The organism is Brevibacillus panacihumi W25, from assembly GCF_000503775.1.
Classification (GTDB): Bacteria; Bacillota; Bacilli; order Brevibacillales; family Brevibacillaceae; genus Brevibacillus; species Brevibacillus panacihumi_A.
The window spans coordinates 124,010-132,500 of the sequence record NZ_KI629786.1 but is presented as its reverse complement, the minus strand read 5'-3'; the positions used below and the strand labels follow the sequence as shown (position 1 = coordinate 132,500).

At 51.2% G+C, this 8,491-nt stretch carries 8 protein-coding genes; 7 read left to right on the top strand and 1 reads right to left on the bottom strand.

Translation table 11 applies throughout. From position 1 onward, the window contains the following. Positions 1-14: 14 nt before the first annotated feature. Complete coding sequence (gene rocF, locus T458_RS50095) at positions 15-911, top strand: arginase (RefSeq protein WP_023558702.1); 897 nt, start codon at positions 15-17, stop codon at positions 909-911. A gap of 127 nt (positions 912-1,038) precedes the next feature. Here the strand turns inward: rocF and T458_RS50090 are convergent, their stop codons facing one another. Beyond that, on the bottom strand, positions 1,039-1,188 hold the full coding sequence (locus T458_RS50090; RefSeq protein WP_023558701.1) for an aspartyl-phosphate phosphatase Spo0E family protein: 150 nt from the start codon (positions 1,186-1,188) through the stop codon (positions 1,039-1,041). A gap of 176 nt (positions 1,189-1,364) precedes the next feature. Here T458_RS50090 and sigW point away from each other — a divergent pair, with 176 nt between their 5' ends. The 6 genes from sigW (at position 1,365) to glmS (ending at position 8,432) form a co-directional block, all read left to right on the top strand. Further along, a complete protein-coding gene (gene sigW / locus T458_RS50085) occupies positions 1,365-1,928 on the top strand; it encodes an RNA polymerase sigma factor SigW (protein ID WP_023558700.1) in 564 nt (187 codons plus the stop codon). 17 nt (positions 1,929-1,945) lie between these two features. Next, complete coding sequence (locus T458_RS50080; protein ID WP_023558699.1) at positions 1,946-2,569, top strand: zf-HC2 domain-containing protein; 624 nt, start codon at positions 1,946-1,948, stop codon at positions 2,567-2,569. Between the two features lie 107 nt (positions 2,570-2,676). Beyond that, positions 2,677-3,495: a diadenylate cyclase CdaA gene (gene cdaA / locus T458_RS50075; RefSeq protein WP_023558698.1), complete on the top strand. Its 819-nt coding sequence runs from the start codon at positions 2,677-2,679 to the stop codon at positions 3,493-3,495. After that, positions 3,488-4,735 (top strand): CdaR family protein, encoded by a 1,248-nt coding sequence (locus tag T458_RS50070; protein WP_023558697.1) that lies wholly within the window; start codon positions 3,488-3,490, stop codon positions 4,733-4,735. Before cdaA ends, T458_RS50070 begins: the two co-directional genes overlap by 8 nt. A gap of 43 nt (positions 4,736-4,778) precedes the next feature. Beyond that, a complete protein-coding gene (gene glmM, locus T458_RS50065) occupies positions 4,779-6,125 on the top strand; it encodes a phosphoglucosamine mutase (RefSeq protein WP_023558696.1) in 1,347 nt (448 codons plus the stop codon). A 468-nt stretch (positions 6,126-6,593) separates the two neighbouring features. Continuing rightward, positions 6,594-8,432: a glutamine--fructose-6-phosphate transaminase (isomerizing) gene (glmS, locus tag T458_RS50060; RefSeq protein ID WP_023558695.1), complete on the top strand. Its 1,839-nt coding sequence runs from the start codon at positions 6,594-6,596 to the stop codon at positions 8,430-8,432. Positions 8,433-8,491 lie beyond the last annotated feature (59 nt).

Genomic DNA, 8,491 nt, shown 5'->3' with positions numbered 1-8,491 from the left:
GAGGGGGCAGCTTCATGAACAAGAACATAAGTATCGTGGGTGTACCAATGGATTTAGGTGCAGATCGTCGTGGCGTTGATATGGGGCCAAGTGCGATTCGGTATGCAGGAATAGTCGCTCGCCTGGAACAGATGGGCTTGAACATTGAAGATAAAGGCGACATCTCGGTGAACCGACCACATCGTTATATGGAAACGGAGAATCATAAGTACTTGGATGAAGTAGTTGAGGCAAATGCCCAATTGGCTACAGTAGTCAGCCAGATTATGCAGGAGGGTCGTTTTCCTTTGATCCTCGGCGGCGATCATAGCATTGCTCTTGGGACGATTGCAGGGGTTGCGCAAAAAGTTCGCGATTTGGGTGTCATATGGTTCGATGCTCATGGGGACCTGAATACAGGTGAAACCTCCCCGTCCGGTAACATCCACGGAATGCCTTTAGCCGCCAGCCTGGGGTACGGTCACGAAAGGCTTGTCCAGATTGGCGGTTATGCCCCCAAGATAAAGCCTGAGAATGTGGTCATCATCGGAGCCAGGTCATTGGATGAAGGAGAGCGTGAACTGATCAAGCGCATTGGCATGAAAGTATTTACCATGCATGAGGTCGATAAGCTGGGGATGGCCCGCGTGATGGATGAAGCGATAGACCACGTGTCAAAACAAACGCAAGGAGTGCATCTAAGCCTTGATTTGGACGGACTGGACCCACATGATGCACCAGGGGTGGGGACGCCCGTAATTGGCGGTATTTCCTATCGGGAAGGCCATTTGGCTATGGAAATGTTGGCAGATGCAGATATCCTATGCTCGGCCGAATTTGTCGAGGTAAATCCAATTCTTGACCAGCGAAACCATACGGCACAAGTCGCTGTAGCTTTGATGAGTTCTGTTTTTGGCGACAAATTGCTATAAGCGCAAAAGGAAAAGAGAGGGGGAGGGACCCTCTCTTTCGTATTATCTATGCTTGTTTCGGCGGTGTAGAATTGTACAATTTTTTACAGTTTCTTTTCTTTACTTTGCTCCAAGAAAGCAGTACATTCTAAGGATGGGGATGTAGCTTGTTTAATAAATGATCGAGTTGTACACTCAATTTCACCAGTTCTGGCGTAATGGTTGATTGCTCCTTGTATCGGTCATTCAGTTCTTGGCGTAACTTCTCGATCTGAAGGAGAACTTCATTTTCGTTCATCTGTCCCACTCTCCTTACAGCGTCAATTTGTGAAGGTCCATCACCATTACTATATGGGGATACAGTTGTGATATTACTTTTATTCCCACATACTTTACCTGCACAAACATGCCAAAATACGAAACCATATGCTTTATCGTCCGTATATAGGAGTACGGTATTGCGGGGAGGATCGCATGGATTTTGTAGAAAAGCGATTAACCGAGCGAGCGAAACGGGGAGACCGTGAAGCTTTTGCCGAGTTGGTCGAGATTTATAAAGACAAGATATTTCAACTCGCGTATCGCATGGTGGGAAATCGCCAGGATGCGGAGGACATTGCGCAGGAAACCTTCTTGCGCGTGTATGCCAATTTGCATACGTATGATTCGAGCTATAAATTTTCGACGTGGATTTACCGGATTGCCACCAATCTGTGTATTGACCGCGGGCGAAAAAAGAGGCCGGACTTTTCGTTGGATGAAGAAGTGGAGCCAGGCCAAGGCCTCGACTGGTATTCGCGCTTGTCTTCGAGTGAGCGGACACCTGAGGACAAAGTCGTAACGCAGGAGCTGCAGCAGACGGTGCAGGATGCATTATCTCATTTGCAGCCCAAATATCGCTCGATTATGATCCTGCGTTACATTGAAGACTTATCCTTGCAGGAAATCAGCGACATCGTCAAGCTGCCCATCACGACGATCAAGACCCGGATCCATCGCGGTCGAGAAGCGCTGCGCAGCAAGTTGCGATTGATGTGAGAAAGGAGTAAATGAAGATGGAATGCCGAGAAATGGTTGTCCTCATTCACGAATGTCTAGATGGTGAGACTGACGAGCTGGCCAATCAAAGCCTGCTAAACCACATGAAAACATGTTCTAGCTGTCGGCAGCATATGCATGAATTGCAGCGGGTGATCGCTTTTGTACAAAGCGCTTCGCATATTCACGTCTCACCTGACTTTACAGCACGCGTTCTCGCAAAGTTGCCCGCTCCAACCAAGAAGAACCTGTTTTCCTCCTGGTTGCGGAACCATCCGTTTCTTACGGCAGCGGCTGTCTTTTTCGTACTGATGGCCGGAAGTTTAAGTGCCAACTGGTTTGATCGAAATGATATACTACAGGTATCCTCCGCAAATATGGATAAACTAAAAATAGATCGTGAGCGCAATGTCGTGGTGGTGCCTGAGGGAACCAGCATTGACGGGGACTTGGTCGTGCGCAACGGAGATGTGGAAGTTCAAGGAGAAGTGCGAGGCAATGTCGTCGCCATCGAAGGAAAAGTCTTCGTAGCCTCAACTGCTCAGGTAGTGGGCAATACAGAATCCATCGAAGCGATTGTCGATTGGATCTGGTATGAGGTGAAAAATATTGGAAATGACTTGCTTCCCATCATGCGATAAGAGAAAATAGAGAGTACGGAATCGTCAGCACGGCATGCGCAGCCGTGCTTTTTCCACAGGAGACAGACTGCCTGCATTGAGATGGAGCGGGATATGGGGGCTTCGCTATGATATCGTTGGATTACGGGGATTTGCTACGGTATGCAACGGATATATTACTCGTTACATACGTGATATATAAATTGATTATGCTCATCCGCGGTACGCGAGCGGTACAGTTGCTAAAAGGCGTCATGCTGATCATTGCTACTTGGCTTCTCAGCAAGTATTTTCAGCTTACAACGCTTCATTGGCTGATGTCACAAGCGTTTACCTTCGGAGTCTTGGCAGTGGTGATTATCTTCCAGCCGGAGCTGCGCCGCGCACTGGAGCAGCTGGGAAGAGGCAAGCTGTTTTCACGCTCGAGCGGCACGCAGGATGAGGACAGTGTCAGCCGGGTGGTTCAGGAAGTGTGCAAATCCGTTACCTATATGGCGAAGAGGCGCATCGGCGCATTGATCGTGATTGAGAGGGAGACAGGTCTAAACGACTATGTGGAGACCGGTATCGGGATCAATGGCCGGGTCAGTTCGGAATTGCTGATCAATATTTTTATTCCGAATACGCCCCTGCATGACGGTGCCGTGATTATGCGAAAGGACGTCATTCTGGCTGCAGCCTGCTATTTGCCGCTGTCCGAGAATAACTCCATCTCAAAAGAACTGGGGACACGCCATCGCGCGGCCATCGGGCTTAGCGAGGTGTCAGACGGGATCTCGATCATCGTGTCTGAGGAGACAGGTCAGGTATCCTTTGCCGCGAATGGAGACATGAATCGCAACTTGACGGAGGCCCAGCTGGCAGAGATGCTGACGGAAAAACTGCAGCCTCTCTCCAAAGGAAAATCCATGGGAAGTCGTTGGCAATGGAGGCGAAAACATGGATAAATGGTTGAATAGTCACTGGTTTGCACGGGCAGTAGCTCTTTTACTGGCCGTCATGATGTGGATGGTCGTCAACCTGGAATCAGAGCCGACGTCCACGACTGACGGAAACCAGCCCGTCTTTATTGACGGGGTCAATCTGCATGTGAAATACGATACGGACCAATACCAAGTCGTAAAACAACAGCGTACCGTGCAGGTCGCGCTGCAGAGCAACAACCCTTTTTACCGGCATAATTTTTTCCCGTCTGATTCCTGGGAGGTCTATGTAGATGCCACCGGATTGGGCAAAGGAACGCATAAAGTGCCGGTACAGTACAAGGGTTTTCCTGAAGAAGTGAAGGTGGGGATCATCCCCAACATCGTTGAGATTACGTTGGAAGAGAAGAAGACGGTCGAGCGGGAAGTGAACGTCGAGATGCTGGGACAAGTGGCTCCTGGATATTCGGCGGGAGAGCCCATCGTCAAGCCGTTTAGAGCCCTCGTACGGGTACCGGAGAGCCAGGTGGACACGGTAGCTGCGGTCAAGGCTTCTGTCGATCTGGAGGGCGCTACATCGCCGATCAAGACGACGGTGCCATTGAAGGTAGTGGACAAGTCAGGCAATGTCATTCAGGGAGCAGATGTCGTTCCTTTGACGGTCGAGGTAAACATTCCAGTGACCAGTCCGTTCGTAAAAGTGCCACTGAAAATAAACTTGACGAACGAAATGCCCAATGGATATAGTTTGGCTAGTGTGGATAGCACTGTGGATGAAGTGACCGTCTATGGCCCCAAAGAAGTGGTGGATGCCTTGAAAGCAACCACATACCCTGGGCCAAATATCGATCTGAGCAATCTTACATCAGATCGTGTCTTGGAGCTAAAAATACCGATAATGGACAATATCGTAAAGGTAGAACCAGAGTATTTGAAGGTATCATTGAAGGTAGTTCCCTCCGCGACCAAGCGTCTGGAGAAGATCCCGATCCGCATCAGCGGGTTGTCGGAGAACATGACGGCAAAGGTGCTGTCTACGGACGGGGAGGAAATTTCCACGGTGGACTTCGATGCGATCGGCGCTGCAGAGGTGCTGGATACTTTCAGACAAGAAGACTTGCAGATCGTCGCGGACGTAAGCAACATGCCAGCAGGTGTGTACGAGGTTGCGTTGAATTACATTTTTAACCAGTCGGACTACATCAAGCCGGCGGCCAACGCACCGAAAAAGGTGACAGTGGAAATCACGAACAAGACTAGGTAGACATAAGCTGTTGTGTGCACAAGGAAGGAAATGAGGGACAAACATGGGGAAGTATTTCGGAACTGACGGTGTGCGCGGTGTAGCCAATACGCAGTTGACACCAGAACTGGCATTTAAAATCGGACGCGTAGGCGGGTATGCGTTGACCAGACACAAGCTGGAAGGGAAACCAAAGGTGGTAATCGGGCGCGATACGCGCATTTCCGGACAGATGTTAGAAAGTGCTCTGTTGGCTGGCCTGCTTTCGGTCGGAGCGGAAGTAGTCAGACTGGGCGTCATCTCCACTTCTGGTGTAGCTTATCTTACACGTGCGCTGGGTGCAGATGCGGGTGTTATGATCTCCGCCTCGCACAACCCGTTTCCGGATAACGGAATCAAGTTCTTCGGCAGCAATGGCTTCAAACTGTCGGACGTTATGGAAGCAGAAATCGAACAATACCTGGACGCAGTAGAAGATACAATGCCGCGCCCGACCGGAGAGCAGATCGGTACGGTTCTGGAGTTCCTGGAGGGCGGACAGAAGTACTTGTCTCATCTGAAAAGCACGGTCGGGGAACGCTTTGATGGTTTGAAGGTCGTCCTCGATTGTGCGAATGGGGCGGTCTCTTCGCTGGCAGCCCGTCTGTTTGCAGACGTGGAAGCGGAAGTGATCACCATCGGAGCCAATCCGAATGGCGTGAATATCAACGAGAATTGCGGGTCGACCCATCCGGAGCGTCTTCAGGAGGAAGTATTGAAGCATAAAGCCGATCTGGGACTTTCCTTCGACGGGGACGCCGACCGCTGCATCGCCGTAGACGAGACCGGCGAGATTGTCGACGGGGACTACATCATGGCCATCTGCGCCCGTGCGATGAAAGCCAAAGGCAAGCTGAACAACAATACAGTTGTGACCACAGTAATGGCCAACATGGGCTTTTTCAAAGGCATGGAGGAGTGCGCGATCAACACCACCAAGACGGCGGTAGGAGACCGTTATGTCGTGGAGGAAATGATCCGCGGCGGCTACAATCTGGGTGGCGAACAATCAGGCCACATCGTCTTTTTGGATTACAACACGACTGGAGACGGTCTGCTGACGGGTCTGCAATTGCTGAATATCATCAAGGAGTCGGGCCAAACATTGTCCGAGCTCAAGCAGGTGATGACCAAGTACCCGCAGCTTTTGATCAATGTTCGTGTCGAAGATAAATCCAAGCTGGCAGGCAACGCCGCGATTGAGCAGGCGATTCGCGAAGTAGAAGAAGAGTTGGCGGGCAATGGACGCGTTCTGGTGCGCCCCTCTGGTACGGAACCCATCGTTCGGGTTATGGCAGAAGGACCGGACGAGAGCCAACTGGACAGTCTGGTAAATCGAATTGTGGATGTTGTCAAACAAGAGCTTGTGTGAATAAGGTGTAGGGAGTGGCGTGTAGCCACTCCCTCTTACACAACTACGGGTCTAGGAGAAAAAACGGATTGCCGAATTCGTTTCGTTATGTTAAAGTGTGTGAGCATAAATGATTTTTATCGCTTGAAGGGAGGCGAGGACAGAAGAATAGAGCGAATTGTTTTCAACAAACTGATCGTAAAGCGCCAGCACTGTAGCTGCCCGACGTGGAGTACAGTGGACGAGGTGGAGGTTTATCGAAAGATTCGGCGGGTACCTCCCGGCAGTCGTATCACTGCCGTGGAGCGCAGGGACAAAACATCGGAGTGATCGGATGGACAAAGACCTGCGCTTGATACGTTTTTATCGTTGCGTGAATAGTATGGAGCACCATTTACAAATACAAACAAATGGAATGGCGGGGGCACATCCCCCGTATCATCGGCATTGGGTTGTGTCCCCGTCAATATGGAAGGGGATCACTTACTTATGTGCGGAATCGTTGGATATATTGGAGATAAATCAGCGCAAGAGGTCATCATTGGGGGACTGCGCAAGCTGGAGTATCGCGGTTATGATTCGGCTGGAATCGCTGTCTTGAATGAACAGGGTCTGCAAATGGATAAAGCCCAAGGCCGTCTGGCTGTGCTGGAGGATCGTCTGGAGTCGCAGCCATTGGGCGGATTCATGGGGATCGGACATACGCGCTGGGCGACACACGGCAAGCCGTCCGATGAGAATTCCCATCCGCATCTGGATGAGAAGGGCGATTTTGCTGTCGTGCATAACGGAATTATCGAAAACTTCATGCCGATCAAGGAAGAGCTTTTGAAAAAGGGCTATACCTTTACTTCCGAGACGGACACAGAAGTGATCGCTCACCTGTTGGCAGACATGTACGATGGGGATATCGTCTCTACCGCTCGCAAAGCAGTACAACGGATGCGCGGTGCCTACGCACTCGGGATCATGACCAAGCATGAGCCAGATAAACTCGTGGCGATTCGTTTGGCCAGTCCTTTGGTGGTGGGAATCGGCGAAAGAGAGAGCTTTATCGGTTCGGACATTCCGGCGATCCTGGAGCATACACGCGACGTCTACATTTTGAATGAGGGCGAGATGGCTGTGCTGAGCCGCGATGGCGTGGAGCTTTTCGACGTGGAGACAGGCAAAAAAGTGGAGCGGGACGTTTTCCATGTCGAGTGGGACCTGGTGCAAGCCGAAAAAGGCGGCTATGACTCGTTTATGCTGAAAGAAATTTACGAGCAGCCGCAGGCCGTTCGCGATACCATGGGTGCGCGCATCGATCAGGAGAAGAAGCGCATCGTGCTGCCTGAATTGAAAATGAGCGATACCGAGCTGGCTGCCTATGACCGAATCTATATCGTGGCTTGCGGTACATCCATGCACGCGGGTCTGGTAGGGAAGGACGTCATCGAAAAATGGACCCGTGTTCCAGTCGAGGTGGCGGTCGCATCGGAATTCCGTTACCGTGACCCGATCTACACCGACAACACCCTGATGATCGTCATCAGTCAGTCTGGTGAGACGGCTGATACCCTGGCAGCGCTGCGTGAAGCCAAGAAGAGCAACGTCAAGGTCCTGGCAATCACCAACGTCGTCGGGAGCTCCGTAGCGCGTGAAGCGGATGAAGTGCTGTTTACATGGGCTGGTCCAGAGGTGGCGGTGGCGTCTACCAAGGCGTATACCTCCCAAGTAGTCACGCTCTATCTGTTTGCCCTCTACCTGGCAGAGGTAAAAGGGACGCTGCCAGCGGACGAGATCGCGAATGTCGTCGAGCATTTGCAAGCCATCCCCGGCAAGATTGCGTCCATGCTGGAAGAGTCGGAAGCATCGCGCATGCGCGATTTTGCCGCAAGCATCAAAGAGGTTGGCAGTGTGTTCTTCATCGGACGCAGCCTCGACTACGCGGTGTCGCTGGAAGGCTCCCTGAAGCTGAAAGAGATCTCTTACATTCACTCCGAGGCTTACCCTGCTGGTGAACTGAAGCACGGTACCCTTGCGCTCATTGAAGATAACGTACCAGTCATCGCGCTGGCTACCCAACCAGATATCTTTGAAAAAATGGTGAGCAATATCGTCGAAGTCAAAGCGCGTGGCGGCCGAATTCTGGGCTTCGCTACCGAGGGCGACACCGAACTGGCGAAGGCTGTGGATGAAGTAATTTACATGCCATCCACCTTGCCGATGCTGACACCGATTTTGACCGTCATTCCATTGCAATTGCTTGCTTACTACGCTTCCGTCGCTCGCGGCCTGGACGTGGATAAACCACGGAATTTGGCGAAGAGTGTGACGGTGGAGTAGGGTGTGGGAAGGGTTAGTGAAAGCTGTTACGTGATAAAAAACTGTGCAACCAGTAAAAA

Coding starts and splice junctions, on each gene's coding strand:
- cdaA (WP_023558698.1), top strand. CDS start 2,677: ATGATATCGTTGGATTACGGGGATTTGCTACGGTATGCAACGGATATA.
- T458_RS50090 (WP_023558701.1), bottom strand. CDS start 1,188: ATGAACGAAAATGAAGTTCTCCTTCAGATCGAGAAGTTACGCCAAGAA.
- rocF (WP_023558702.1), top strand. CDS start 15: ATGAACAAGAACATAAGTATCGTGGGTGTACCAATGGATTTAGGTGCA.
- glmM (WP_023558696.1), top strand. CDS start 4,779: ATGGGGAAGTATTTCGGAACTGACGGTGTGCGCGGTGTAGCCAATACG.
- T458_RS50080 (WP_023558699.1), top strand. CDS start 1,946: ATGGAATGCCGAGAAATGGTTGTCCTCATTCACGAATGTCTAGATGGT.
- glmS (WP_023558695.1), top strand. CDS start 6,594: ATGTGCGGAATCGTTGGATATATTGGAGATAAATCAGCGCAAGAGGTC.
- T458_RS50070 (WP_023558697.1), top strand. CDS start 3,488: ATGGATAAATGGTTGAATAGTCACTGGTTTGCACGGGCAGTAGCTCTT.
- sigW (WP_023558700.1), top strand. CDS start 1,365: ATGGATTTTGTAGAAAAGCGATTAACCGAGCGAGCGAAACGGGGAGAC.